Annotated in this window: 22 protein-coding genes; 12 read left to right on the plus strand and 10 right to left on the minus strand. The window is 74.8% G+C overall.

The window, feature by feature from the left end; genetic code table 11:
- The first annotated feature begins 202 nt into the window (after positions 1–202).
- The 5 genes from NT8_RS17180 to NT8_RS17200 all read left to right on the plus strand — a co-directional run bounded on the left by NT8_RS17180 (position 203) and on the right by NT8_RS17200 (position 4375).
- A complete protein-coding gene (locus tag NT8_RS17180) occupies positions 203–814 on the plus strand; it encodes a biotin transporter BioY (RefSeq protein ID WP_174549586.1) in 612 nt (203 codons plus the stop codon).
- A 60-nt stretch (positions 815–874) separates the two neighbouring features.
- A complete protein-coding gene (locus NT8_RS17185; protein WP_067970633.1) occupies positions 875–1582 on the plus strand; it encodes an energy-coupling factor ABC transporter ATP-binding protein in 708 nt (235 codons plus the stop codon).
- On the plus strand, positions 1579–2178 hold the full coding sequence (locus NT8_RS17190) for a cobalt transporter (RefSeq protein WP_067970635.1): 600 nt from the start codon (positions 1579–1581) through the stop codon (positions 2176–2178). The genes NT8_RS17185 and NT8_RS17190 overlap by 4 nt, the downstream gene beginning before the upstream one ends.
- 145 nt (positions 2179–2323) lie before the next feature.
- The gene (locus tag NT8_RS17195) at positions 2324–3322 is read left to right on the plus strand and encodes a serine hydrolase (RefSeq protein ID WP_067970637.1); all 999 of its coding nucleotides are present in this window, start codon (positions 2324–2326) and stop codon (positions 3320–3322) included.
- 42 nt (positions 3323–3364) lie between these two features.
- Positions 3365–4375 carry a threonine aldolase family protein gene (locus NT8_RS17200; RefSeq protein WP_067970638.1) on the plus strand — a complete coding sequence of 337 codons (1011 nt, stop codon included), beginning with the start codon at positions 3365–3367 and terminating at the stop codon, positions 4373–4375.
- Between the two features lie 51 nt (positions 4376–4426).
- On the opposite strand, the gene NT8_RS17205 is transcribed toward NT8_RS17200, so the two are convergent.
- From NT8_RS17205 to fabG, 3 genes are all read right to left on the minus strand, one after another.
- The gene (locus NT8_RS17205) at positions 4427–5557 is read right to left on the minus strand and encodes an acyl-CoA dehydrogenase family protein (RefSeq protein WP_067970640.1); all 1131 of its coding nucleotides are present in this window, start codon (positions 5555–5557) and stop codon (positions 4427–4429) included.
- A complete protein-coding gene (locus tag NT8_RS17210; RefSeq protein ID WP_067970642.1) occupies positions 5554–6759 on the minus strand; it encodes an acyl-CoA dehydrogenase family protein in 1206 nt (401 codons plus the stop codon). Before NT8_RS17210 ends, NT8_RS17205 begins: the two co-directional genes overlap by 4 nt.
- A 66-nt stretch (positions 6760–6825) precedes the next feature.
- Entirely contained in the window at positions 6826–7584 is a 759-nt protein-coding gene (gene fabG, locus NT8_RS17215) for a 3-oxoacyl-ACP reductase FabG (RefSeq protein ID WP_067970644.1), read from the minus strand.
- 263 nt (positions 7585–7847) lie between these two features.
- Between fabG and NT8_RS17220 the strand changes: the two genes are divergently transcribed.
- From NT8_RS17220 to NT8_RS17230, 3 genes are all read left to right on the plus strand, one after another.
- Entirely contained in the window at positions 7848–8615 is a 768-nt protein-coding gene (locus NT8_RS17220) for an amidohydrolase family protein (RefSeq protein ID WP_067970645.1), read from the plus strand.
- Between the two features lie 170 nt (positions 8616–8785).
- Positions 8786–9322, plus strand: coding sequence for an ATP-binding protein (locus NT8_RS17225; RefSeq protein WP_245646222.1), 537 nt, complete (start codon positions 8786–8788; stop codon positions 9320–9322).
- 230 nt (positions 9323–9552) lie between these two features.
- On the plus strand, positions 9553–10377 hold the full coding sequence (locus tag NT8_RS17230; RefSeq protein ID WP_067970647.1) for a helix-turn-helix domain-containing protein: 825 nt from the start codon (positions 9553–9555) through the stop codon (positions 10375–10377).
- A gap of 95 nt (positions 10378–10472) precedes the next feature.
- On the opposite strand, the gene NT8_RS17235 is transcribed toward NT8_RS17230, so the two are convergent.
- From NT8_RS17235 to NT8_RS17260, 6 genes are all read right to left on the minus strand, one after another.
- The gene (locus tag NT8_RS17235) at positions 10473–10706 is read right to left on the minus strand and encodes a DUF397 domain-containing protein (protein ID WP_067970649.1); all 234 of its coding nucleotides are present in this window, start codon (positions 10704–10706) and stop codon (positions 10473–10475) included.
- Between the two features lie 258 nt (positions 10707–10964).
- Positions 10965–12038: a metal ABC transporter solute-binding protein, Zn/Mn family gene (locus tag NT8_RS17240; RefSeq protein WP_067970665.1), complete on the minus strand. Its 1074-nt coding sequence runs from the start codon at positions 12036–12038 to the stop codon at positions 10965–10967.
- A 70-nt stretch (positions 12039–12108) separates the two neighbouring features.
- Positions 12109–12777, minus strand: a complete 669-nt coding sequence (locus tag NT8_RS17245) for a potassium channel family protein (protein ID WP_067970651.1) — start codon at positions 12775–12777, stop codon at positions 12109–12111.
- Positions 12778–12794: 17 nt separating this feature from the next.
- Positions 12795–14213, minus strand: a complete 1419-nt coding sequence (locus tag NT8_RS17250) for a TrkH family potassium uptake protein (RefSeq protein ID WP_084469033.1) — start codon at positions 14211–14213, stop codon at positions 12795–12797.
- Between the two features lie 114 nt (positions 14214–14327).
- On the minus strand, positions 14328–15581 hold the full coding sequence (nhaA, locus tag NT8_RS17255; RefSeq protein ID WP_067970668.1) for a Na+/H+ antiporter NhaA: 1254 nt from the start codon (positions 15579–15581) through the stop codon (positions 14328–14330).
- A gap of 215 nt (positions 15582–15796) precedes the next feature.
- Entirely contained in the window at positions 15797–16714 is a 918-nt protein-coding gene (locus NT8_RS17260) for a cation diffusion facilitator family transporter (protein ID WP_067970653.1), read from the minus strand.
- A 114-nt stretch (positions 16715–16828) separates the two neighbouring features.
- On the opposite strand from NT8_RS17260, the gene cmtR reads away from it, so the two are divergent.
- From cmtR to NT8_RS29945, 3 genes are all read left to right on the plus strand, one after another.
- Complete coding sequence (gene cmtR, locus NT8_RS17265; RefSeq protein WP_174549587.1) at positions 16829–17167, plus strand: Cd(II)/Pb(II)-sensing metalloregulatory transcriptional regulator CmtR; 339 nt, start codon at positions 16829–16831, stop codon at positions 17165–17167.
- A gap of 463 nt (positions 17168–17630) precedes the next feature.
- Positions 17631–20882, plus strand: a complete 3252-nt coding sequence (locus NT8_RS17270) for an efflux RND transporter permease subunit (protein WP_067970657.1) — start codon at positions 17631–17633, stop codon at positions 20880–20882.
- Between the two features lie 165 nt (positions 20883–21047).
- Positions 21048–21203: a hypothetical protein gene (locus NT8_RS29945; protein ID WP_169805225.1), complete on the plus strand. Its 156-nt coding sequence runs from the start codon at positions 21048–21050 to the stop codon at positions 21201–21203.
- Positions 21204–21324: 121 nt separating this feature from the next.
- Here NT8_RS29945 and NT8_RS17275 read toward each other — a convergent pair whose 3' ends face one another.
- Entirely contained in the window at positions 21325–21780 is a 456-nt protein-coding gene (locus NT8_RS17275; protein WP_067970659.1) for an ATP-binding protein, read from the minus strand.
- A gap of 735 nt (positions 21781–22515) precedes the next feature.
- Here NT8_RS17275 and NT8_RS17280 point away from each other — a divergent pair.
- Positions 22516–23186: PhoX family protein (locus NT8_RS17280; protein WP_157515869.1), on the plus strand; the 671-nt coding region annotated here is incomplete at its 3' end.

A 23186-nucleotide genomic window follows, 5' to 3' on the forward strand; every position in this document is an offset into this window, starting at 1 on the left:
CCCCGCCCGGCGGGTCCGGAGCGGGGTGCGGCGGGGCCGCCCGGCGGTGTCTCCGGCGCCGCCCGCCGCCTCCACAACGGGGGGAGGCGACAAGACGCGGCGGCGAACCCTGTACGGTCCCGCACCCCCCGCAGTAAAGGTGCGTACCGGACAATAGGGGTGCACGTGTTCCGCCCGTGACCCTGGAGAGACGGGAAGAGCCATGTCCGACGCCCCCGCGCCGCGCGTCCGCCGCCGCGGCCTCACCGCCCGCGACCTCGCCCTCATCGGCGTGTTCGCCGCCCTGCTGGCGGTCCTGAGCATGCCCCTCGCGATCCCCGTGGGGCCGGTGCCGATCACCCTGCAGACGCTCGGCGTGATGCTGGCGCCGAGCGTCCTCGGCGCCAAGCGCGGCGCGCTCGCCGTGCTCACCTTCCTCGCGCTCGTCCTCGCCGGGCTGCCGCTGCTGCCCGGCGGGCGCGGCGGCGTCGCCCCCTTCCTCGGCCCCACCGGCGGGTACATGCTGGGCTGGGTGGCCGGCGCCCTGGTGATCGGCCTGCTGGCGCACCGCGTGTTCGGCCGCTACCGCTTCACGACCGGGCTGGCCGCCAACCTCATCGGCGGTATCGGGGTCATCTACGCCGTCGGCATCCCGTGGACCGCCGTGGCGGTCGGCGACGGCCTGCTCGCGGTGCTCACCGGCGTCGTGCTGTTCCTCCCCGGCGACCTCGCCAAGGCGGCGATCGCGGCCGCCGTCGCCGCCGGCGTGCACCGCGCCTACCCCGTGCCCCCGGCGGGCCGGCCGGTGGCCGCGGGCGCCGCGGACGGCGCGTAGGCTCCCCACGGGGACGGCCCGGCCGCCCCCGCACCACCTCCGACCGGGAACGATGCCGCCATGCTGCAACTGCGCGACGTGACCCACGCCTACGACGGGCGCCCCGTGCTGCGCGGGGTCACCCTCGACCTCGCCGAGCACCGCATCGGCGTCATCGGGGCCAACGGGTCGGGGAAGTCGACGCTCGCCCGCACCCTCAACGGGCTCGTCGTGCCCGACTCCGGCCGGGTCCTGGTCGACGGCCGCGACACCCGCCGGCACGGCCGGGAGGTCCGCCGCCGGGTCGGGTTCGTGTTCGCCGACCCCGCCGCGCAGATCGTCATGCCCACCGTGGCCGAGGACGTCGCCATCGGCCTGCGCGGCCGCGGGCTCGACCGGGCGGAGATCGGGGCCCGGGTCGACGCGGTGCTGCGGCGCCACGGGCTCGCCGACCACCGCGACCACCCCGCGCACCTGCTCTCCGGCGGGCAGAAGCAGATGCTCGCCCTCGCGTCGGTCCTGGTGACCGAGCCCGAGGTGCTCGTCTGCGACGAGCCCACGACACTGCTCGACCTGCGCAACCGCCGGGTGATCGAGCGGACCCTGCGCGCCCTGCCCCAGCAGGTCGTCCTGCTCACCCACCACCTCGACGCCCTCACCGGGTTCGACCGCGTCCTGGTGATGGACGAGGGCCGGGTCGCCTTCGACGGCGCCCCCGAGGACGCGATCGCGCACTACACCGCGCTGATGGACGCCGGAGCGGGCGCCGAGGGCGGGCCCCGCACGTGAACGCGGCCGGCCTCTACGTCCCCGGCCGGTCCGCCGCGCACCGGCTGCCCGCGGGCGCCAAGCTCGCCGTCCTGCTCGCCGCGGTCACGGTGGTGGTGGCGGCCGGGCACACCGGGCTCGCCCTCGCCGCGGCGGCGGCCGCCGCCGCGCTCTACCCGCTGTGCGGGTTCGGGCCGCGCCGGGTGGGCCGGGTGCTCCGCCCGCTCCTGCCGTTCCTCGCCGCGATCGCGCTCTTCCAGGGGCTGGCGGGCGAGCCCGAGGCGGCGGCGCGCGTGTGCGCCCAGCTCACCGCGGCGGTGCTGCTGTCGGGGCTGGTCACCCTTACCACCCGGGTCGCGGAGATGCTCGACCTGTTCGAACGGCTGGCCCGGCCGCTGCGCCTCGCGGGGGTGCGCCCCGAGCGGGTGGCACTGCTGCTCGCGCTGACCCTGCGGTCGCTGCCGCTGGCGGCGTCGGCCTGGCGGGCGGCGCGCGAGGGCTACACGGCGCGCGGCCTGCGCGGCCGCCCGCACCTCATGGTGGTCCCGGTCGTCGTGGGGCTCATCCGCTCGGCGGAGGCGCTGGGGGAGGCGCTGACGGCGCGCGACATCGACTGACGCGCGAGGGCGATCCCCCTACCGCGATTTCAGCCGCGCATAGCCCCCTTTTTGGCGTTACGCGGCTTATCGTGATCTCCTCCGGTCGCCCGCCGTCCCGGCCGCGGTGTCCCCGGACCCCGCCCGCGCCGCGGAAGGTGACGCCGTGACCACTCCACCGCCGTTCCCGTTCCGCCGCTCCGCGCCCCGCCGGCCCCGGACCGGCGCCCGCACCCGCGCCGCTGCGGCGCTGGCCATGGCGGTGGCGGTCGGCGCCCCGCTCGCCGCCGCGCCCGCCCCGGCCGGCGCGTCGCCCCTCCCGCCGCCCGCCGCCGTCGCCGCCGGACACCCGGCGGTGCGGGCCGACCTGACCGCCTCCGCCTCCGACCCGGTCCCCGGTTCGGGCCACCGCGACGCCCTCACCCGGGTCCTCGACGACCGCCTCGCCGACCGGGCCGCGGACGTCGCCGTGGCCGTCCGCGAACGCACCACCGGAGCGGGCTACGCCTACAACGCCGACGCCCCCTTCGCCGCGGCCAGCACCGTCAAGGTCGACCTGCTCGTACTGCTGATGCTGCGCGCCCAGGCGGAGGACCGCCGCGTCACCGCCGCCGAGCTGGCGCTCGCCGGCCCCATGCTCCGCTACAGCGACAACGACGCGGCCGACGCCCTCTACACCCGCCTCGGCCTCGCCGCCGGCTACACCGCCGCCGCGACCCCCCTCGGCCTCACCGGCACCGCGCCGGACGCCGCCGGCTCGTGGGGGGCGACCACCACCACGGCGGCCGACCGGCTGCGCGTCCTCGACGCCGTCTACGCCGACGACGGCCCGCTCACGGCCGAGCACCGCGCCCTGGCCCGGGACCTGCTCGCCGGCGTCGCCCCCGAGCAGGCGTGGGGGGTGGGCGCGCTCGGCGCCGACGCCCCCGCCGAACTGAAGAACGGCTGGGTGCCGCGCGCGGCCGACGGCGGCCGCTGGGCCGTCCACAGCACCGGCCGCGTCGTGCTCGACGGGCGCGAGTACCTGGTCGCCGTGCTCACCGAGGGCAGCCCCGGCTACGCCGACGGCGTGGCCCTGGTCGAGGAGGTCGCCGCCGTGGCCGTCGCGGGGGTCGCCGCCGCCATCGGGGGACCGGCCGGGGAGGCCGCCGCGGCCCGCCCGTAGGCTGGCCGGGCACCACCACCGGCACGTAGAGCGGAACGCGCGATGATCGACCTCCGGTCCGACACCGTCACCCGACCCACCCCCGAGATGCGCCGCGCGATGGCCGACGCCGACGTCGGCGACGACGTCTTCGGCGAGGACCCCACCGTGCGCCGGCTGGAGGAGGAGACCGCCGCCCTGCTGGGCATGGAGGCGGCCCTCTACGTCCCCTCCGGCCACATGTCCAACCAGATCGCGGTCTATCTGGGCGCGGGCAGCGGCGACGAGGTGTGGACCCACGAACTGTTCCACGTCGTCGCCAACGAGCAGGGCGGCACCTCCGTTCTCGCCCGCGTGCTCCCGCGCACCTTCGACGCGCCCGACGGCGTCCCCGCGCAGGGGCTGCTGGAGCGGTGGGCCGCCGGGACCGACGACGTGCACCGCGCCCGCCCCGCGCTCATCTGCCTGGAGAACACCTTCACCGGCCGGGTCGTCCCGCTCGCCGAGCAGCGGCGGGTCGCCGACTTCGCGCACGCCCACGGCATGCGCGCGCACCTCGACGGCGCCCGGCTGTGGAACGCCGCCGTCGCCCTGGGCGTCCCCCCGGCCGAGGTCGCCGCGGGCATGGACACCGTCTCGGTCTGCTTCTCCAAGGGCCTGGGCGCGCCCGTGGGCTCCGCGCTGGCCGGCGACGCCGCCACCATCGCCCGCGCCCGGCGGGCCCGCAAGCTCCTCGGCGGGGGAATGCGCCAGGCCGGGATCATCGCCGCGGGCGCCCTGTACGCGCTGCGCCACCACGTCGACCGGCTCGCCGACGACCACGCCCGCGCCGCGCGGCTGGCCGCGGCCGTCGACGCGCTGCCCGGCCTGGCCGCCGAGGCCCGCACCAACATGGTGATCGTGACCGCGCCCGAGGGCCGGGCCGCCGACCTCGCCGCCGCGCTGCGCGCCAACGGCGTCGGCTGCACGGCGCTGGGCCCGGAGCGGCTGCGCCTGGTCGTCCACCTCGGCGTCTCCGACGCCGACGTCGACGACGCGGCCGCCCGCACCGCGAAGGCGGCGGCGGCCCTGTGACCGCCGCCGCCGCCGGGCGGGCGCCGCACGCCGCGGCGCCCGCCCGGCGGGTCAGGCGGCCGGCAGGCCCGCCAGCCGGGCCAGCGCCGCGCGGTGCCGGTCGGCCGTGCCGAGCGCGATCGCGTCGGCCTTGGCGCGCTTGAGGTACAGGTGCGCCGGGTGCTCCCAGGTGAACCCGATGCCGCCGTGCAGCTGCACCGCCTCCTCCGCGGCCCGCACCGCCACCTCGGACACGAACGCCTGCGCCAGCGCGGCGTTCAGCTCGGCGTCGGGGTGGCCGTCGGCGGCGGCGCCCGCGGCGGCGCGGACCACCGCCCGCGCCTGGGACACCCCCACCCACAGGTCGGCCAGCCGGTGCTTGACCGCCTGGAACGACCCGACCGGCCGGCCGAACTGGGTGCGCGTCTTGAGGTAGTCCACGGTGGTCGCCAGCGCCCACTCGGCCACGCCGAGCTGCTCGGCGGCCAGCAGCGCCGCACCCGTGGACAGCGCCGCGCCGAACGCCTCCCGCGCCGCCGGCCCGGTCGCCAGCACCTGGGCGGGCGCCCCGTCGAGCCGGACGTCGGCCAGCGGGCGCGTGAGGTCCAGGCTCACCACGGGCGTCACCCCGGCGTCGGCGGCCGCCACCAGGTACAGCCCCGGGCCGTCCGGCCCGTGCGCCGGGACCACCAGCCGATCGGCCGTCGCCGCGTCGGCCACGCCCCGCACCGCGCCGGTGAGCGTCCCGCCGTCGGCGCGCACCCCGGCCGGGAGGTCGGCGCCCGGCGGCGTCGCGAGGGGCACGGCCAGGACCGCCGCCGACGCCCCGGAGGCGATGTCCGCCAGGACCCCGGCCGCCGCTTCGCCCCCGGTGCGCAGCAGCGCGCCGGCGCCCAGCACCGCGCTGCCCAGGAACGGGACGCACGCCACCGCGCGGCCCAGCTCCTCGGCGACGACCGACGCCTCGCGCAGGCTCGCCCCCGCACCGCCCAGCTCCTCGGGCACCGGCAGCGCCGTCGCGCCCATCGCCGCCAGCTCCCGCCACAGGTCCAGGTCGGCCACGGGGTCGCCCTCGACCCGCGCCAGCACGGCCGCCGCGGGGGAGCGGTCGGCCAGCAGCGCCCGCACGCTCGCGCGCAGGTCGTCCTCGACCTCGCTGTACAGCAGGCCCGGCACCGCCGCGCCCTCCACCGCCTCGCTCATTTCGGCAGGTCCTTCCATGCGACGTCCTTGTCGACCCGCGGCTCGGCCGGCAGGCCCAGGACGCGTTCGGCGATGATGGTGCGCAGGATCTCGGAGGTCCCGCCCTCGATGGAGTTGCCCCGGCTGCGCAGGTAGTGGAACCCGGCGCCGCGGCGGGCGAACTCCACCCCCTCGGGGCGGCGGAACGTCCAGTCGTCGTAGTACAGCCCCTCCTGGCCCAGCAGCTCCAGCTCCAGCCCGGAGATCTCCTGGTTCAGCCGGGAGAACGCGTACTTGGCGGCGGAGCCCTCGGGGCCGGGCTGGCCGGCGGCGAGCTGCTGGCGCAGCCGCTCCTTGGTCAGCCGGGCGGCCTCGGCCTCCACCCACAGCCGCAGCAGGGCGTCGTGCAGGCCCGGGGTGCGCAGCTCGGGGCGGTCGCGCCACAGGTCGGCGACGACGCCGATGAGGCCGCCCTCGCGCGGCTCGGAGTGGCCGCCGATGGAGACCCGCTCGTTCATCAGGGTGGTCTGCGCGACCCGCCAGCCCTCGCCCACCTCGCCGAGCCGGTGCGCGTCGGGGATGCGCACGTCGGTCAGGTAGACCTCGTTGAACTCCGCCTCGCCGGTGAGCTGGCGCAGCGGGCGGACGTCGACCCCCTCGGCGTGCATGTCGCAGATGAAGTAGGACAGCCCGCGGTGCTTGGGCACATCGGGGTCGGTACGGGCCAGCAGGATGGCCCACCGGGCGCGGTGCGCCAGGGACGTCCACACCTTCTGCCCGTTCACCACCCAGGTGTCGCCGTCGCGCACCGCGCGGGTGCCCAGCGCGGCGAGGTCGGAGCCGGCGCCGGGCTCGCTGAAGAGCTGGCACCAGACCTCCTCGCCGGTGTACAGCGGGCGCAGGAAGCGGGCGCGCTGCTCGGGCGTGCCGAACGCGAGGATGGTCGGCGCGGCCATGCCGAGGCCGATCACCAGGCCCTCGCGTCCGGTGAGCGCGTGGCCGAGGCGGGCGAACTCCGCGTCGACGCCGGCCTGCAGGGCGCGGGGGGCGCCCAGCCCGCCGGCGCCCTCGGGGAAGTGGACCCAGGCCAGCCCCGCGTCGAAGCGCGCGGCCAGGAACGCGGTCGGGTCGGTGGTCGCGGGGTCGTGGGCGGCGACGAGGTCGGCGACCCGTCGCCGCAGCGCGGCGGCGTCGAGCGACGCCCCCGCGGGAGCCGATGTCATGGAACCTCCGGTGGACGCTGGCGGGCGGGGCGGACGCGCCGGGGGCCGGGCCCCCGGCGCGGCGGGTCAGTCCAGCGGACCGCCCGCGACGTAGATGACCTGGCCGGAGACGAAGCCGGACTCCTCGCCGGTGAGGAAGGAGATGGTGGCGGCGACGTCCTCGGGCCGGCCCGGGCGGCGCACCGGGATGGACTCGGCGGCGGCCTTCTTGAAGTCCTCGAAGTCCACGCCGACGCGCTCGGCGGTCGCCCGGGTCATGTCGGTCTCGATGAACCCGGGGGCGACGGCGTTGGCGGTCACCCCGAACTTGCCCAGCTCGATGGCGAGGGTCTTGGTGAACCCCTGCAGCCCGGCCTTGGCCGCCGAGTAGTTGGCCTGGCCGCGGTTGCCCTGCGCCGAACTGCTCGACAGGGACACGATCCGCCCCCAGCCCTCGGCGGTCATGTGGGTCTGGGCGGCCCGGCTCATCAGGAAGGCGCCGCGCAGGTGGACGCCCATGACCGTGTCCCAGTCGGACTCGGTCATGCGGAACAGCAGGTTGTCGCGGATCACCCCGGCGTTGTTCACCAGGATGGTCGGCGGGCCGAGGCGCTCGGCGACCAGGTCGACCGCCGCCGCGACCTGGTCGGCGTCGCTGACGTCGGCGCCCACGCCGATGGCGGTGCCGCCGTCGGCGGTGATCGCGTCGGCGGTCTTCTGCGCGTCGGCCTCGGCGAGGTCGAGGACGGCGACCGCGCGGCCGTCCGCGGCGAGCCGGCGGGCCGTCGCCGCGCCGATGCCGCGGGCCCCGCCGGTGACGATGGCGACGCGAGCGGGAAGGGACATGAGCTACCTCCGGTCGAGTGGTCCAGGACACACGTGGGCGATCCTACTCGGCTCATACCGACCAGGTGGTATGTGGGGGGCCGCGGTTCCGCCCGCGGCCCCAGGGCACCCGCCCCACCAGCGGCGATGCGACGCCACCCGGCCGCGCGCCATCGCGGCGCCGGAGGTGGACGCGCGGTCCCCGGACGCTACGGTGGACCCGGGCCCTGCCCCCACCCCTGCCCCCGGTCCGCCCGCCCGCGGTCCCCGGCCGAATAGAGGCGATGGCGCTGTTCGACGCCCACCTGCACATCATCGACCCCCGATTCTCCCTGGACCCCCGCCAGGACTACCGCCCCGCGCCCTTCACCGCCGACGACTACCGGGCCCGCACCGCGTCCCTCGGCGTCACCGGGGGCGCGGTCGTCGCCGGGTCCTTCCAGGGCCCCGGGCACGAGTACCTCACCGCGGCGCTGCGCGACCTCGGCCCCGGGTTCGTCGGCGTCGCCGACCCCGACCCCGAGACCTCCGACTCCGCCCTGCTCGACCTGCACGCCGCCGGGGTGCGCGCGCTCCGCATCAACCTGCGCCGCGGCCCGGCCGCCGACCTGGACGCCCAGGTCCAGCTCGCCCGGCGCGCCGCCGAGCTGCTCAACTGGCCGTGCGAGCTCTACGTCGACTCCCGGGAGCTGCCCGCGCTCAGCGCCCGGGTGGCCACCCTGCCGCGCATCAGCGTCGACCACCTCGGCCTGTCGCGCGAGGGGCTGCCGCACCTGCTCGACATGGTGGCCGGCGGGGCGCGGGTCAAGGCCACCGGCTTCGCCCGCGGCGACCTCGACGTTCCGGCCGCGCTGCGCGCCATCGCCGACGTCAACCCGGGTGCGCTCATGTTCGGCACCGACCTGCCGTCCACCCGTGCCCCCCGCCCCTTCGACCCGGCCGACGCCGACCTGCTCGCCGAGGTCCTGGGCCCCGACCGCGCCGCCGCCGCCTTCCACGGCAACGCCCTCGCCTTCTACGGCATCGGCCCCGACGGGCGCGCCGGGGCGTGAATCCCTGTGACGAAGTCGATGCTTTCTCTGAATGTCGGGCGCGGGTGTCCTAGGATGCGTGCATGGGGAGAATGCACGTGCATATGGGTCTTGCGACCGTGGATCTCCCCGGGTGCCGGCGACCGCCCCACCGGCACCGATGCGATCGAGACGACGGCGAGGGGATCGCGGTGACCGGACAACCCACCCGGGGATCGACGGGCAGGATCTCGGCATGGGGGTGTGCGCCCGCTCCGGCGGGCCACGCCCCGCGGCGGTGGTGGCTGCCGGCGCTGCGCGGCGGCGACCACCCGCGCGACTGCGTGGCGGCGGGCCCGCCCGACTCCTGGAACTGGACGCTCGCCGCCGACCCCGGCGCCCCGTCGGCCGCCCGCGAGATCGCGGTCGGCGTGCTGCGGCAGTGGGGCATGACCGCGCGGGCCGACGACGTCGAACTCGTCCTGTCGGAGCTGGTCACCAACGCCCTGCGGCACGGCGGCGCCGCCGCCGGCGGCCCGGGCGGCGCGGTCCAGGTGCGGATGCTGCGCCACGACGACGACCTCGTGTGCGCGGTGCGCGACGGCAGCGACCTGCTGCCCGCCCGCCGCGACCCCGACTTCATGCTGGAGAGCGGGCGCGGCCTGCACCTCGTGGCGTGCTTCGCCGCCGACTGGGGGGTGCTCCCCGCCGCACCCGCGGGCAAGTACGTCTGGGCGCTGCTGCGCTGAGCGGCCCGCCGCCCGCCCCCCGTCCGGACCCCCGGCGACACGCGGGGTTCCGGGGTCCCGGGGATCGAACCCCCGCCCGCAACGGCGATATCGTGTAAGCGTGTAGGTAAGCCACATGGCGCCATTGCGTGCCGGGCACGACGTGTGCGACGCGCGAGACCGAGGGGTGGGAGGCAGCGGCCGTGGACATTGCTCGTCTGCAGAAGGGGAGCGGTCCCACGGTGCGCCGCATGCTGCTCGGCTCCGAGCTGCGCAAGTACCGTGAGGCCAAGGGCATCACCCGCGGTGAGGCCGGCCACCACATCCGGGGGTCGGAGTCCAAGATCAGCCGGATGGAGCTCGGCCGGGTCGGGTTCAAGTCCCGCGACGTCGAGGACCTGCTCCGGTTATACGGGGTGGCCGACCGCGACGTCATCCGCACCATGGCGCAGATGGCCCGCGACACCAAGAAGCCCGGCTGGTGGCAGGCCTACGGCGACTCCCTGCCGAACTGGTTCCAGGTCTACGTCGGGCTGGAGGAGGCCGCCACCCGCATCCGGGTCTACGAGGCCCAGTTCGTGCCGGGAGTCCTGCAGACCGAGGAGTACGCGCGCGCCATCATCACCGGTGGCGCCGCGACGCCCGACCCCACCGCCGAGGACCGGGTGGCGGTGCGCATGCGCCGCCAGCGGCACATCGAGGACGGCGGCGTGAAGTTCTGGGCCATCATCGACGAGGCCGCCGTGCGCCGTCCGGTAGGCGGCCCCGATCTGGGGATCATGCGGCGCCAGCTCCAGCGGCTGATCGAGTTCTGCGACCACTCCGACGTCACGCTGCAGATCATCCCCTTCAGCGCGGGCGTGCACGCCGCCGAGGCCGGGTCGTTCACCATCCTGCGCTACCCCGACTTCGGACTGTCCGACATCGTCTACCTGGAGCAGCTCACCGGCTCCATCTGCCTGGACAAGCGGCAGGACATCGACGCCTACACCATGGCCATGGAGCGGTTGAGCGTCATCGCCGACCCGCCGTCGGAGACCAAGGGCCTGCTCAAGCAGATGATCGACGACCTGTAGCCGCCCCCGCCACGCGCGAGGAGCCCCACCCCCCGACCAGGGGTGAAGCTCCTCGGTGCCCGTGTGCGGCGCGGCCGGTTCCGGCCGCGCCCGGGTCAGCTCAGCAGGCCGTCGAAGTCGCCGTCCTTGGCGCCGAGGATCAGGGCGTCGATCTCGGCCTGCGTGTAGACCAGCGCCGGACCGCCCGGGAACCGCGAATTGCGCATCGCGATGGAGCCGTCGGCCAGTCGGGCCATCTCCACGCAGGCGCCCTGCGAGTTGCTGCGGCGGCTCTTCCGCCAGGTGACGTCGGTGAGCTCGGTGGCCGGCATGCCGTTGTAGGCGCTCATTGGGAAGCTCCTTGTCCGTCCGGTGTGCGGGGACGGTGCGATGCACTCTCCTATGCACGTGCATCTTCACCGTACTTTGGCCAGGATAGCGCACGTGCATTCGGTGCCGCCGAGCGGAGGGGGGACGTGTAGGCACTATGCAAGCATGTGCAATAACGCTCTAGGGCTTGCGCGGAGGCGGTCCGGGGGCGCCCGGAGGCCCCGCCGCACAGCAGAGCGGCCCCGCCGAAGGGCGGGGCCGCGGGGAGCGGGGCGGGGTCAGGAGCAGCGCAGCGCGGTGGTCAGCGCCTCCAGGTTGGCCCGCATGACCTCGGGGTAGTCGTCGCCCGGCGAGGAGTCGGTGATGCCCTCCAGCGGGTCGAGGACCGCGGTTTCGGCGCCGGTCTCGGCGGCGATGGTCTCGGCGGTGTCGGGGCTGGTCAGGGTCTCGGTGAAGATCGTGGTGATGTCGTGCTCCTCGACCAGCGCGGCGACCTCGGCCAGCCGGGCCGGGGAGGGCTCGCCCTCGGGGTCGATGCCGCTCACCCCGATCTGGTTCAGGTCGTGGGCGTCGGCGAGGTAGCCGAACGCCGCGTGGCTGACGACCATGTCGCGGCTCTCGCAGTCGGCCAGGCCCTCGTCGTACTCGGTGCCGATGGCGGCGAGCTCGTCGGCGACCCGCTCGGCGTTGGCGGTGTAGGCCTCGGCGTTGTCGGGGTCGGCCTCGCCCAGGCGCTCGGCGAGCCCGGCCGCGGTCTCGGCCATGCGGTCGGTGTCGAGCCACATGTGCGGGTCGGTGTCGCCGTGGTCGTGGCCGTCACCGGACTCCTCGGCCGCCGCCTCGTCGGCGTGCTCCTCCTCGGCGGCCGCGTGCTCGTCCTCGCCGTGCGCGTGGTCGTCCTCGGCGTGGTCGTGCGCGTGCTCGTCCTCGGCGGGCTCGTCCGCGTGCTCGTCCTCGGCGTGGTCGTGGCCGTCGCCGCCGGCGTCGGCCGGGCGGAGCTCGACCAGGTCGGCGACGTCCAGGGCGTTGCCGTCGCCCTCCTGGGCGATCGCGTCGTCGACGGCGGGCTGCAGGCCGCTCACGTAGAACGCCACGTCGGCCGCCGCGACCTCGCCGATCTGGCGCGGGGTGAGTTCGAGGTCGTGCGGCTCGGCGCCGGGCTCGGTGAGGTTGGCGACGTCGACGTGCTCGCCGCCGACCTCGCCCGCCAGCCACTCCAGCGGGTAGACCCCCGTGACGACGGAGACGCCGGCGGAGCCGCCCTCCGACCCGGTGCCGCCCCCGCATCCGGCCAGGACGACCACCCCGGCCGCGCACACCGCGGCCGCCTTCACCGACGTTCTCGTTCGCATGGCGTCCATGATGGGGACAATGAAAACGATTGTCAATTTGCCGGGTTCGTCGGCCTCCGCGCGACGGCGCTCAGTTGATCTCGGCGAACCGCTCCACGGCGTCGGTCTGGCCGGCGACGACGATGATGTCGCCCTTCTGCGGCACGGTCTCGGCGGTGGCGTAGGTGAACTGCTCGCCGTGCCGCTTGATGCAGACCACGGTGATGCCGTGCTTGGAGCGGACGCCGGTCTCGCCGAGCTTGCGGCCGAGCATCTCGCGCGGGGCCCGCGTCTTGCCGAGGGCGAAGTTCTCCTCGATCTCCACGTAGTCGAGCATCCGGCCGGACACCAGGTGGGCCACGCGCTCGCCCATGTCGTGCTCGGGCAGCACCACGTGGTGGGCGCCGATCTGCTGGAGGATGCGGCCGTGCCGGCGGCTGATGGCCTTCGCCCAGATGTGCGGCACCCCCAGGTCGACCAGGAGCGACGTGGCCAGGATGCTCTCCTCCAGGTGGGTGCCGATGGCCACCACCGCGCGGGTGAACTCGTGCGCGCCGACCTGGCGCAGGGCCTCGTCGTCGGTGGCGTCGGCGACCACGGTGTGGGTCAGGGAGTCGGCGTAGGCCTGGACCAGGCGCGGACTGGAGTCCATGCCGAGGACCTCCCAGCCGTGCGCGACGAGTTCGAGCGCCAGGGAGCTGCCGAACCGGCCGAGCCCGATGACCAGGACCCGCTTGTCATGGGGCTTGTTGCGCTGCACAGTACTCCTCCAGGGTGTCAACCGATGATCGGCCGCGACTCGGCGAGGTCGTAGCGGCGGGTGTGCTCGCGCAGGGCCAGCGCCGAGGCGAACGTGACCGGCCCGATCCGGCCGGCCAGCATCAGGACCACCAGCAGCCCCTGGGCCGCCGGCGGCAGCTCGGGGGTGATACCGGTGGAGAGGCCGACGACCCCGGAAGCCGACACTACCTCGAACAGGACGTTCACCAGCCCGTGGCCGGTGCCGACGAGCAGCACCACCGTCGACACCACGACGACCGTCATGGACAGGAAGGTCAGGCTCAGCGCCTGCCGGATCGAGGGGTTGGACAGCCGGCGGCCGAAGACGTGCACGTGCGAGTGGCCGCGGATCTCGGCCCAGACCACCAGGAAGATGACGGCGAGCGTGGCGACCTTGATGCCGCCCGCCGTGCCGCCGCTGCCGCCGCCCACGAACATCAGCATGATCGTCACGAGCAGCGTGGCCTCGTCCATGGCGCCCACGTCCACGGAGTTGAACCCGCCGCTGCGCGGCATGACGCCGTGGAAGACGCCGTTGAGCACCTTCTCCCAGGTCGCCATGGGGCCCAGCGTCGCCGGGTTGGACCACTCCAGCGCGGTCACCACCAGCGCGCCCCCGGTGAACAGCAGCGCCGAGGTGGTGACGGTGAGCTTGGTGTGCAGGCTCCACAGCCGGGTGGTGCGCAGGTGGCGGCGGAGCTCCAGCAGGACCGGGAAGCCCAGGCCGCCCAGGACCGAGCCGGCCGCGGCGGGCAGCAGGATCAGCGGGTCGCCGGAGAAGCGCATGAGGGAGTCGTCGTACAGGGCCAGCCCGGCGTTGTTGAACGCCGACACCGAGTGGAACGTCGCCGTGTAGAGCGCGGCCCCGGCGTCCATCCCGTACCCGAACAGGAACCGCGGCATCATCACGGCCGCGATCGCGCCCTCGCAGACGAGGCTCGCCGCGATGATGCGGGTGACCAGCCCGCGCGTGTCGCCGACGCTCTGGCTGCGGGTCTCGGCCTGCACGCTGAGCTGCATGCGCAGCCCGAACCGGCGGATCACCACCGCGCCCAGCACCGAGGCGAGCGTCATGATGCCGATGCCGCCGACCTGGATGAGGGCGAGCACCACGAGTTCGCCGAACACCGACAGGTCGGACCCGATGCCGATGACCGCCAGCCCGCACACGCACAGGGCCGAGGTGGCCGTGAAGAGGGCCTGGATGAAGGTGAGCCCGCTGCCGTCGGCGTGCGCGGCGGGCAGCAGGAGCAGCCCCGTGCCGATGAGGTCGACCACGCAGAACAGGACGACGAAGATCCGCGCGGGGCGGCCCCACGCGGTGTGCGGGATGTCCGGCGTCGGGCCGCTGCGCCGCCGTCCCCAGGGGACGGCCCGCGCGAGCCGGACGCGCACGGACGTCGGGAGGAGGGGCATGGTCGGGTCCGCCGTCTCGTCGTCACCTGCGATCGGGGAAATGGTTCCACAATCCGCGGGCGCCGCGCGCGCGGCCCGGCGCCCGGGCCCGTAGCGGCGGCGTGTCGGCGCGGGTCAGGCGGCGGGGTCCGCCCCGCCGGCCGCCGCGACCGGCCGCAGCCCGTGGCGGCGGTAGTGCGCGCTGCGCCAGGTGAGCACCGCCGTCGCCAGGACGGTCGCGATCAGCGAGGCCACGAGCACGCCCGCCTTGGCGTCCTCCAGCATGTGCGGGTCGTTCGGGAAGGACAGCTCGGTGACCAGGAGCGACACCGTGAACCCGATCCCGGCGAGCAGCGACATCCCGGTGATGTCGAACCAGCTCAGCGACGGGTTGAGCTCGGCCGCGGTGATCCGGGTGGTGAGCCAGGAGCCGCCGAGGATGCCGACGAGCTTGCCCACCACCAGGCCCGCGATGACGCCGACGGCGGCGCTGTCGGAGAGGAGCGTGCCGAACCCGGTGAACACCACCCCGGCCGACATCAGCGCGAACACCGGCAGCACCAGGCCCGACGTCCACGGGCGGATGACCCGCTCCGCGCCGTGGCTCGGGTCGATCGCCTCGCCCGGCAGCGCGCGGGTGCGCATGAGCAGGCCCATGGCCACGCCCGCGATCGTGGCGTGCACCCCGCTCGCGTGCATGAGACCCCAGATGGCGCAGGCCAGCGGGAGGTAGACGACCCAGTTGGGGAGGGGAGAGCGGTTCAGCGCCGCGGCGGCGCCGCGGCCGCGCTGGAGGTAGCCGAAGACGCCGAGCAGCGCGATCGCCGCGACGAGCGGGAGCAGCGCCACGTGCTCGGTGTAGAAGACGGCGATGACCACGATCGCGCCCAGGTCGTCGACGATGGCGAGCGTCAGCAGGAAGGTGCGCAGCGCGGGCGGCAGGTAGCGGCCGATCACGGCGAGGACCGCGACGGCGAACGCGATGTCGGTGGCCATCGGGATGCCCCAGCCGCGCAGGGCGTCGCCCTGGTTCCAGTTGATCGCCGCGTAGATCAGCGCGGGGACGGCCATGCCCGACAGGGCGGCGACGATCGGCAGGACGGCGCGCCGGGGGTTGCGCAGCTCGCCGTGGACGAACTCCTGCTTCAGCTCGTTGCCGACGACGAAGAAGAACACCGCGAGCAGGCCGTCGGCGGCCCACGCCTCGACGGACAGGTGCAGGTGCAGCGACTCGGGGCCGAAGCCGAAGGACCGGATGGCCTCGTAGACGGGGGCGGCGGGGGAGTTGGCCCAGATCAGGGCGGCCACGGCGCCGGCGATGAGCAGGAAGCCGCTGACCGCGTCCTGGCGGAGGAGGTCGACCGCGTCGGACAGGGTGCGGCGCCGGATCTGCTGGGTCACGAGGGCTCCCGGGTACTGGTGCGGTCAGGGCACGCCGACGGCGCCGCCGACCAGACTTCCCGGCACACCTGGAGCGGACCGCGCAGCGGAGCGCCCCGGACCTCGCGGGTCCGTCCGCGACTATGCCAGACGACCTGGTGTTCTGTCACGTCCCGTGGCATTTTGCGCTGTTCGTCCGGCGCGGCCGGTCGGGGCGGGGCGGGTCAGGCGTGGCGGGCGCCCTCGTGGTCGGCGTGTCCCGCGGGCTCCAACTGCAGTGTGGAGTGCTCGACGTCGAAGTGCCCGGACAGACACGCGTGGAGTTCGTCGAGCAGCCGCCCGGCGTCGGCGAGGCGGGCGTCCTCGACCACGACGTGCGCCGACATCACCGGGATGCCGGAGGTGATGGTCCAGGCGTGCAGGTCGTGCACGTCCAGCACGCCCGGCCGGCCGAGCAGGTGGTCGCGCACCTGGGCGAGGTCGATGTCGCGCGGGGCGGCCTCCAGCAGCACGTGCACCGCCTCGCGGAGCAGGCTCCAGGCGCGGGGGACGATGAACGCGGCGATGCCCAGGGAGATCAGCGAGTCGGCGCGCTCCCACCCGGTGGCCCAGATGACCGCGCCGCCGACGACCACGCCCAGCGAGGCGACGGCGTCGCTGAGGACCTCCAGGTAGGCGCCGCGCACGTTGAGGCTCTCGCGGCGGGCCGAGCGCAGGACGAACAGCGCGGCGACGTTGACCGCCAGGCCGAACCCGGCCACGGCCACCATGCCGAGTCCGGCGACCGGCTGCGGGTCCTGGAGCCGGCGCACCGCCTCCAGGACGACGAAGGCGCACAGTGCGAAGAGCACCAGGGCGTTGACGGCGGCGGCCAGCACCTCGGCGCGCTGGCAGCCGAACGTGCGCACGGCGCTGGGCGGGCGCGCGGCGATCCAGACGGCGAACAGCGCCAGCGCGACGCCGAAGGAGTCGGTCACGGTGTGCCCGGCGTCGGCCAGCAGCGCGAGGCTGTCCGAGAACAGGGCGCCGACGACCTGCACGGCGGCGACGGTGAGCATCATGCCGAGGACGAGGGCGAGCCGGCCGCGGTGGGCGGCGGCCGCCGTCGCGTGCCCGTGCCCGTGTCCGTGCCCGTGGCCCATGGGTGCCTCCTCCAGCGCGGGGCGGCGGCATCGGGGCCGCCGGGCCGATGGTTCAGCCATCACTGTTTATACAGCGGCGGCTGTTTATACAGCAAATGCTGTAAAATGGTTTTCATGTTGACCTCCGAGCAGCGGCTTTCGGCGATCCAGCGCCTGGGCCGCGCCCTCGCCGACCCCACGCGCTGCCGCCTGCTGCTGGCCCTGCTCGACGGTCCCGGCTACCCGGCACGCCTGGCGGACCAGTTGGGTCTTACCCGGCAGAACGTCTCCAATCACCTGGCCTGCCTGCGGGAATGCGGGCTGGTCACGGCCACGGCGCGGGGCCGCCAGGTGAGCTACGACCTCGTCGACCCGGCGCTGGCGCACGCGCTCGACGACCTGCTGCGGGTGGTGTGGGGGAGCGCCGAGGAGCACCTGCCGCCCGGCGAGACCACCCCCGTCGCCGCGGGCTGACCCGCGTCCGGCGCGGCCGCCCCGCGCGGCGCCGGCGCCCGGCCCCGCCCCGAGTTCCCGAAACGGTTGTCCGCAAGTGGCCCCCGGGGCCGACCGCGACCCCGCCGCCGCCCGCCGCGCCCGCGTCCGCTCGCGCCCGGGCGTCCGCGCAGCTCCGCCGCTCGCACGCGCCCTGACATCTCGCTGACACGGCGCTGATACGGCACTGGTGTAGCGGTCTTCACGCTGATTTCGGACGGTATATCGAAGTATCGTGTGAATCGCGTGCCCACACCATCCGCGCGGCCCCGGCACAGCCCCGCGCGGTCTCCACCTTCCTCCGCTCGTCGCAGCGGAGCCGTCTGCGGCGCGATACGCCTTTTCGAGGAGAGACGACTCTCATGTCCACAAAGGCCAAGACCTTCCTTGGCACCCCGACCGCTCCCCGGTGGCCGACGGGCGCGCCGGCCGAACGGAGGGCCGCGTGAACCGACTCGCCAGGCTCTCGCTCGGCAACCGGGCGCTCATCCTGCTCATCACGCTGTCCGTCGTCGTGTTCGGCCTGCTCGCCACCGTGTCGGCCAAGCGCGAGCTGATGCCGTCGTTCGACGTCCCCATGGTCATGGTGAACGCGCAGTACCAGGGCGCGTCCCCGCAGGTGGTGGAGAACGAGGTCGCCGAGCCGCTGGAGCAGGCGGTCAAGGGCATCCCCGGCATCACCACCTACACCTCCACCTCCAGCAACGGGTCGGCCCAGGTCGTCGCCGAGTTCGACTACGGCGACAGCACCGACGACGTCGTCCGCGAGACCCAGCAGGCGGTCGACCAGGCCGAGGCCATGCTGCCCGACGGCGTCGACCCCACGGTGAGCGCGTTCAGCCTGGACGACCTGCCGGTCGTCATGCTCGCGGCCGGCGCCGGCGAGGGCGACGCGCAGGCGCTCGCCGAGCCGCTGCAGGAGCAGGTCGTGCCCGAGCTGGAGTCGATCGAGGGCGTGCGCGCCGCGACCGTCACCGGCGTGCGGGAGTCCACGGTCACCATCACCCCCGACGAGGACGAGCTGGCGGACGCGGGCCTCAGCGCCTCCGACCTCACCGCGGCGCTCCAGGCGAGCGGCGTCATGTCGCCCGGCGGCGACATCACCGAGGACGGCCGCACCCTCACCGTCACCACCGGCGGCCGCCTGGAGTCGCTGGAGGACGTCGAGGACATCTGGCTGACGCCAGGCGGCGCCGCCGCCCCCGGCGCGTCCGCCGCGGGTCCGGCCGGCGCCGCCGCCGTCCCGGGTGCCGCGGCCGCCGCACCCGACCCGGTCCGCCTCAGCGAGGTGGCCGAGGTCGAGCTGCGCGCCGACGAGGCCACCAGCATCACCCGCACCGACGGCGTGCCCACCCTCGGCGTCATGGTCACCGCGACGCCCGAGGGCAACACCGTGGAGATCTCCGAGGCCGTGCAGGCCCAACTCGACGACCTGCGCCCGCTGCTGGGCGAGGACGCCGAGATCTCCGTCGTGTTCGACCAGGCGCCGTTCATCAACGAGTCGATCGTCGCCATGGCCGAGGAGGGCGTGCTCGGCCTGGTCTTCGCCATCGTCATCATCCTGGTGTTCCTGCTGTCGATCCGGTCCACCATCGTCACCGCGGTGTCCATCCCGGTCTCGCTGCTGGTCGCCATGATCGGCGTGCAGGTCTTCGGCTACTCGCTGAACCTGCTCACGCTGGGCGCGCTCACCGTGGCCGTCGGCCGCGTGGTGGACGACTCCATCGTGGTGCTGGAGAACATCAAGCGGCACATGTCCTACGGCGAGGAGCGGTACGCGGCCGTCTACACCGGCGTCCGCGAGGTCGCGACCGCCGTCACCGCCGCCACCCTCACCACCATCGCCGTCTTCCTGCCGATCGGCTTCGTCGGCGGCCAGGTGGGCGAGCTGTTCCGGCCGTTCGCGGTCACCGTCAGCCTGTCGCTGGCGGCCTCCCTGCTGGTCTCGCTGACGATCATCCCGGTGCTGGCCTACTGGTTCATGCGCCCCCGGGTGGTGCCGCCGGAGGACCTGGAGCGGGTCAAGGCCGAGGAGTACCAGCGCGAGCTGCGGAGCCCGCTGCAGCGCGCCTACCTGCCGGTGATCCGCTGGGCCACCCGGTACCGGTGGGTCACCCTGGTGGCGTCGCTCGTCATCCTGGCCGGCACGGTCGTGCTGGCCGGCGGGCTGCAGACCAACTTCCTGGGCAACCAGGGCCAGAACACCTTCGCCGTCTCCCAGCAGCTCCCGGTCGGCACCTCCCTGGAGGAGGCCGACGCCGAGGCCGCCAAGGTCGAGGAGCGCCTGTCGGAGCTGGAGTGGGTCGACTCCTACCAGGCGTCGTTCGGCGGCGGTGGCGGGGGCGGGATCGCCGCGCTCATGGGCGGCGGGGCCGACAACATCAGCTACACCATCACCGCCGACCCCGAGGGCGACCAGGAGGCCAACGCCGAGCGCCTGCGCGACGCCATGGCCGACGTGGACACCGACGCCGAGCCGCAGGTCGACGCGAGCGGCGGCATGGGCGCCACCGCGCTGGAGGTCGACGTGCGCGCCGACGAGCGCGCCACCCTGGAGGAGGCCGCGGCGCTGGTCGAGGACGCCGTCCGCGACATCCCCGGCGCCGAGGACGTCGAGAACAGCATCGCCGCCGCGCAGCCGGCCCTGGAGGTCCGGGTCGACGGCGAGCAGGCCGCCGAGGAGGGGCTGACGGAGGGGCGGATCGGGCAGGCCGTGTCCGACGCCTTCCAGGGCACCACCACCGGCACCGCCACCATCGAGGACGTCCAGCGCGACGTCGTGGTGCGGCTGGAGGACCCGCCCGCCACGGCCGCCGAGCTGGAGGACCTGGAGATCGCCGCGCCCGCCGGCGAGGTCCGGCTGGAGGAGGTCGCCGAGGTCGAGGAGGTGCTGCAGGCGCCGGAGCTGTCCCGCTCCGACGGCGTGCGCAGCGCGACCGTCTCGGCCACGCCCACCGCCGAGGACCTGGGCGCGGTGACCGCCGAGCTGACCACCACGCTGGCCGACCTCGACCTGCCGGAGGGCGCCACCGCCGAGATCGGCGGCGTCAGCACCGACCAGGCCGAGGCGTTCAGCCAGCTGTTCGTCGCCATGCTGGCGGCGGTGGCGATCGTCTACCTGATCATGGTGGCCACGTTCAAGAGCCTGATGCAGCCGCTGATCCTGCTCGTGTCGATCCCGTTCGCGGCGACCGGCTCGCTGGGCCTGCTGCTCGTCACCGGCCAGCCGCTGGGCCTGCCGGCCATGATCGGCCTGCTCATGCTGATCGGCGTCGTCGTGACCAACGCGATCGTGCTGATCGACCTCGTCAACCAGTACCGCAACGAGGGCATGGAGCTGCGCGAGGCCGTCGTCGAGGGCTCCCGGCACCGCCTGCGCCCGATCCTGATGACGGCGCTGGCCACGGTCGGCGCGCTCACGCCCATGGCGCTGGGCATCACCGGCGGCGGCGCGTTCATCTCGCAGCCGCTGGCGATCGTGGTCATCGGCGGCCTGATCTCCTCCACGCTGCTCACCCTGGTGCTCGTCCCGGTGCTCTACACCATGGCCGAGGGCGCCAAGGAGCGGAGCGGCAGGCGGCGCGCCGCCAAGCGGGAGGAGCGGCTCGCCGAGGCCCGCGCGGCGTCGGCCGGCGCGGACGCCCCGGCCGAGGGCGCCGACTCCGGCACCGGGGCGGACGTGCGCGGCACGTCCTGACCGGAGCGAGGACGCTGACGGCGGCCGCCGCGGAACCCCCGCGGCGGCCGCCGCTGTTTCCGACCGCGAACCCACACTTGACCGTTTTGTCGGAAATCGTTGCGACACGCGCAACTCGGTCGCACGAATTTGTGAACAGGGGGGCACGACGGGCAAGCTGCGGACATGGACACCACGAACACCGACCTCGACCGGCTCGTCCGCGAGGAGCTCGGCGCCGAACCCTCCCAGGAGGCCAAGGACTACGCGCGCGAGCTGTACGAGAAGTACCGGCTGCCCGCACCGCAGCCCGCCGACGCCGACACGGGGGAGGACCGATAGCCCACGTCCACCCGCCGCGCTCCCGCGGCAGCCGCGACCAGGGGCCTCCACCGCGCAGCGGGGAGGCCCTTCGCCGTGCCGGGCGCGGCCGCTCCGGGGCGGCGCCGGCGCCCGGTCCGGCTCAGCCCGCCGGGTCCGCCGCGGGGCCCGCGTCCCAGGCCAGCTCGAACCAGACCATCCGCCCCAGGCCGTCGGCGCGCGGCTCGGTGCCCCACTTGGCCGCCAGCGCCTCGACCAGGTCGAGGCCGCGCCCGTGCTCGCTGACGTCGTAGGGGTCGCGGTGCTGGGCCCGCGGCTGCTCCGGGCTGCCGAGGTCGCGCACCTCGACCCGCGCCCACCCGGGCGCGGTGTACACGGTCACCTCGAACTTGCCGCCGGGCGAGCCGGAGGAGCTGTGGGTGACCGCGTTGGTGGCCAGCTCGCTGGTGAGCAGCGTCGCCGTGGTCAGCTCGGGCGAGCCCGCGCCGAGGACCCGCTCGACGAAGCGGCGGGCGTACTGGATCTGGTTGGCCAGCCCCGGGAAGCGGCGCCGGGCGGGCGGGCCGAGGACGTCGGGAGGGATGGGGCGCTCTTCCATGGGTCTCGCGGGGCGGTCGGGGGTCGGGTGGGCGCCGCCCGCGGGGGCGGTGGCGCCGCGGGTATGCGCGTGCTGCCGTGACCTTGTCTCAGGGGTATCGGGCATGTGCTGATCACTCCCCGGTGGCGTCGAGCGGCGCCGCGACGGGTTCGGACCGAGGCGGCGTGCGATGAGCGGGCCCCCGGGGTGTGCGTTCGTGCCCGCTGCCGGGTCACGACGCGGTGGGGAATCGGGAGGGGCGCCGCTCGTGGGGTAGTGCGTTCGGTGGGTACCCGGCCGCGGGTGCGCGGGCCGGGCGGCACAGCGTTGGAGGTCGCATCCTCGCCCAGGATACGCGGCCTGCTCCTGGTGGGACAGGTGGGGGTGGCGCCCGTTCCGCCCGGTGCGGAGCACACGTCTTCGCGGTGGTAGGGGCGGAAGTGCCGCGAACCGGGTAGATACCCCGGGCGGACGGGTTCCGGAGCGGCGGCCGCGCTGCCGCGGACGGACCGCAATGCGGCATCCTCCGGTCACGGAACGCGTCCACCGGGTCACACCAGGGGAAGGGGAAAACCCATGGCGGAAGAGTTGGCGGCCCATTCACCGCCGATTCACGCTCCCGAGCGGTGCGTCGTCCAAGGTCAAGACCGTTCGGGAACCCCCCGCCCCATGCCCCGGCACCCGCTCCCGCCGGAGCGGCCGACCGCGACCGCACGCTCCGGCGGCAGATCCCCGCGACGCCTCACAGGAGGACCAGTGCCCCGATCCGCGCCCCGCCGCCTGCTGCCGCTCGTCGGCCACAACGGCGGCCGATCCCGTGTCACCTGCCGCTTCCGCTGCGGCGACGCCTGCTTCCACGAGGCACCCAACACCAGCGGCAACGCCTACTTCGGCGACGTCTTCGCCGCCGCGCTGTCGCGCCGCAACCTGCTGCGCGCGGGCGCCGTGGGCGCCGGCGCCACCGCCATGGGCTTCGGCGCCCTGGCCCCGGCCTCGGCCCAGCCCACCAACGGGCGCGGCAACCCGCGGCTGCGCTTCGACAGCGTCGCCCCGAACAACGACGACGCCATCACCGTGCCCCGCGGCTACGAGCACAACGTCGTGATCCGCTGGGGCGACCCCGTGCTGCCGGGCGCGCCGGAGTTCGACTTCGCGAACCAGACCGCCGAGGCGCAGGAGCAGCAGTTCGGCTACAACTGCGACTTCGTCGGGGTGCTGCCGATCGACGACGACCGGGCGCTGCTCTGGGTGAACCACGAGTACACCAACGAGAACCTCATGTTCCCCGACTACACCGACGGCAACGCCGCAACCGAGGAGCAGATCCGCATCAGCATGGCCGCCCACGGCGGGTCCATCGTGGAGATCGAGCGCATGCGCGGCACCCACGGCTGGCGGCCGGTCCGCCGCGGCCGCCGCCGCTACAA

The organism is Nocardiopsis trehalosi NBRC 14201 (genome assembly GCF_001552555.1).
Classification (GTDB): Bacteria; Actinomycetota; Actinomycetes; order Streptosporangiales; family Streptosporangiaceae; genus Nocardiopsis_B; species Nocardiopsis_B trehalosi.

Coding starts and splice junctions, on each gene's coding strand:
- NT8_RS17240 (WP_067970665.1), bottom strand. CDS start 12,038: ATGCGAACGAGAACGTCGGTGAAGGCGGCCGCGGTGTGCGCGGCCGGG.
- NT8_RS17180 (WP_174549586.1), top strand. CDS start 203: ATGTCCGACGCCCCCGCGCCGCGCGTCCGCCGCCGCGGCCTCACCGCC.
- NT8_RS17210 (WP_067970642.1), bottom strand. CDS start 6,759: ATGACATCGGCTCCCGCGGGGGCGTCGCTCGACGCCGCCGCGCTGCGG.
- NT8_RS29945 (WP_169805225.1), top strand. CDS start 21,048: ATGGACACCACGAACACCGACCTCGACCGGCTCGTCCGCGAGGAGCTC.
- fabG (WP_067970644.1), bottom strand. CDS start 7,584: ATGTCCCTTCCCGCTCGCGTCGCCATCGTCACCGGCGGGGCCCGCGGC.
- NT8_RS17250 (WP_084469033.1), bottom strand. CDS start 14,213: ATGCCCCTCCTCCCGACGTCCGTGCGCGTCCGGCTCGCGCGGGCCGTC.
- NT8_RS17200 (WP_067970638.1), top strand. CDS start 3,365: ATGATCGACCTCCGGTCCGACACCGTCACCCGACCCACCCCCGAGATG.
- NT8_RS17235 (WP_067970649.1), bottom strand. CDS start 10,706: ATGAGCGCCTACAACGGCATGCCGGCCACCGAGCTCACCGACGTCACC.
- NT8_RS17260 (WP_067970653.1), bottom strand. CDS start 16,714: ATGGGCCACGGGCACGGACACGGGCACGGGCACGCGACGGCGGCCGCC.
- NT8_RS17205 (WP_067970640.1), bottom strand. CDS start 5,557: ATGAGCGAGGCGGTGGAGGGCGCGGCGGTGCCGGGCCTGCTGTACAGC.
- NT8_RS17220 (WP_067970645.1), top strand. CDS start 7,848: ATGGCGCTGTTCGACGCCCACCTGCACATCATCGACCCCCGATTCTCC.
- cmtR (WP_174549587.1), top strand. CDS start 16,829: ATGTTGACCTCCGAGCAGCGGCTTTCGGCGATCCAGCGCCTGGGCCGC.
- NT8_RS17275 (WP_067970659.1), bottom strand. CDS start 21,780: ATGGAAGAGCGCCCCATCCCTCCCGACGTCCTCGGCCCGCCCGCCCGG.
- NT8_RS17185 (WP_067970633.1), top strand. CDS start 875: ATGCTGCAACTGCGCGACGTGACCCACGCCTACGACGGGCGCCCCGTG.
- NT8_RS17230 (WP_067970647.1), top strand. CDS start 9,553: ATGCTGCTCGGCTCCGAGCTGCGCAAGTACCGTGAGGCCAAGGGCATC.